The 2,127-nt window shown below is 47.2% G+C and carries 3 protein-coding genes; all 3 read left to right on the top strand.

Annotated features, from left to right (window positions below; all coding sequences use genetic code 11):
- The coding region (locus DW949_RS13510) for a hypothetical protein (protein WP_233539614.1) at nt 1-851 on the top strand (851 nt) is incomplete at its 5' end.
- Nucleotides 852-927: 76 nt separating this feature from the next.
- Nucleotides 928-1,632 carry a head maturation protease, ClpP-related gene (locus DW949_RS13505; RefSeq protein WP_118023685.1) on the top strand — a complete coding sequence of 235 codons (705 nt, stop codon included), beginning with the start codon at nt 928-930 and terminating at the stop codon, nt 1,630-1,632.
- Between the two features lie 16 nt (nt 1,633-1,648).
- The coding region (locus DW949_RS13500) for a phage major capsid protein (RefSeq protein WP_118023684.1) at nt 1,649-2,127 on the top strand (479 nt) is incomplete at its 3' end.

Below are 2,127 nucleotides of genomic sequence, written 5' to 3'. Positions count from 1 at the left end.
TAAAGGAGAAGCTGATTAAAATATTTGAATTTGTATCCGCTTCTTGTATAATAAAGACATTAAATGGAGGTGGATTTATGAAACATGGGAAAAGATGGAGTATATGCTTACTGGTAGGATTGATGCTGTTATGCTTTAGCACAGTATCTGTGGCTGCTTATGATCAAACTTCAGCGGTTTTATCAAAAATGCAAGGTAACTGGTATGATGGGAATGGAAATGTAGTTCTGGATATTGAAGGACAGTCAATTAATGGTTGTAATGTCATAGGGGTGACTAAAGTGGCCGGTGGTGGTTCTGATTTTAGTTGTTCTGTTCAGATTGCAGAGGCGGATGGATATAGAAATCTCTATATTATTGCTGAAAACTTAGGAGATGGTAAATATCATTCTTACCTTATCTTGAACGGAAAGCCATTAGATGATACGCAAGGCGTATTACTTACAAAATCTCCAACTCCTCAATATTATGAATCTGTTGGTGGTATTGGGATAGATACGCCAAAAAACGAAGTGATTGCTAAATATGGTCAGCCGGATGTAGTCCAGAAATCAAATGCAAAATCTTGGAGAGGATTGGATACCTGGGTATATCAAAAATTAGGATTAGAACTGACAATGCGTTTTCAACGTGTTTGGAAAATTAAAATTGATAGAAATGGCAATCGCCATTTTGATCGTACAAATTTTAATTGCGAAAATTCTCTTTCGGAATTTAAAGCTGCTTATGGATTTAAGCAGATGCCACGTGCCGGGCAGGGTGTAGATCTTTGCTATACTAGACCCGGAGAGTATATGTGGTTTAACGATTATCCCAACAGTATTACATTGACAACCTACCCGCTGTTTTAAAAAGCTTTATCATTTACATTAGCACTTGGCAGTATGGAACTGCCAGGTGCTTTTTTATGCCTGAAAGGAGAACCGCATGAAACATAAATTTTGGAAGTGGGTGACCAACGAAGCACCGGATTCATTTGGCAGTAATCGCACGCTCTACCTGGACGGCCAGATTTCCGACGAGACCTGGTGGGGCGATGAAGTGACCCCGAAGGCTTTCAAGGAAGAACTGAATGCGGGCAGCGGCGACATCACCCTCTGGATCAACAGCCCGGGCGGTGACTGTTTTGCCGCTGCCCAGATCTATAACATGCTCATGGATTATCCTGGGAACGTTACCGTCAAGATTGACGGCTTGGCGGCTTCGGCTGCCTCCGTCATCGCCATGGCCGGGACGAAGGTCTGCATGTCGCCGGTGGCTATCCTGATGATCCACAATCCGGCGACCCTGGCTTATGGGGATAAAGCCGAGATGGAAAAGACCATCGGCATGCTGAGCGAAGTCAAGGAGAGCATCATCAATGCCTATGAAATCAAGAGCGGCTTGGCCCGTACGAAGATTTCGCACATGATGGATGACGAGACCTGGCTCAATGCCCGGAAGGCCGTGGAACTGGGCTTTGCCGATGAAATCCTTTTTGACCAGGAAGACGGAGAACAGCAGCCAGAAGCCATGCTGTACACCCCGGTCACGGTGACGAATTCTTTTGTACAGAAACTGAAACCAAAGAAACCTTTGCAGAAAGTGCCAGCCGCTTCCTTAGAGAAACGGCTGGCATTGCTCATTCATTGACAGGAGGACAAATACAATGGATACGATTTTAGCACTGCGCGAGAAGCGCAAGAACCTCTGGGATGCGGCGAAAGCCTTCCTGGATATGGCCCGTGATGAGAACGGCATGGTATCGGCAGAAGACGCTGCCCGGTACGACAAGATGGAAGAAGATGTGGTGAACCTGGGCAAGGAAATCGACCGCCTGGAACGCCAGCAGCGCATGGACGCAGATATGGCGAAACCGACATCTTCTCCCATCACGGAACAGCCCGGTGCCGGGAACCAGGCCCCGGAAAAGAAAGGCCGTGCATCCATGGCTTACCAGAAAGCCTTCTGGGACAGCATTCGCCATAAGAACTTCATTGATGTGCAGAACGCCCTGAGCATTGGCACTGATGCCGATGGCGGCTACCTGGTGCCGGATGAATTTGAGCATCAGCTCATCGACAAGCTCCAGGAAGAGAATTTCTTCCGCAGCCTGGCGACGGTCATCCATACCAGCGGCGACCGCAA

The sequence above is a fragment of the Megasphaera sp. AM44-1BH genome, assembly GCF_003467125.1.
Classification (GTDB): Bacteria; Bacillota; Negativicutes; order Veillonellales; family Megasphaeraceae; genus Megasphaera.
Note: the sequence above shows the minus strand (reverse complement) of the source record. Positions and strands in the feature narration are given on the sequence as shown.

What these genes read in the sequence shown, in the direction of transcription:
- DW949_RS13505 (WP_118023685.1), top strand. Translation starts at nt 928, where the DNA reads ATGAAACATAAATTTTGGAAGTGGGTGACCAACGAAGCACCGGATTCA.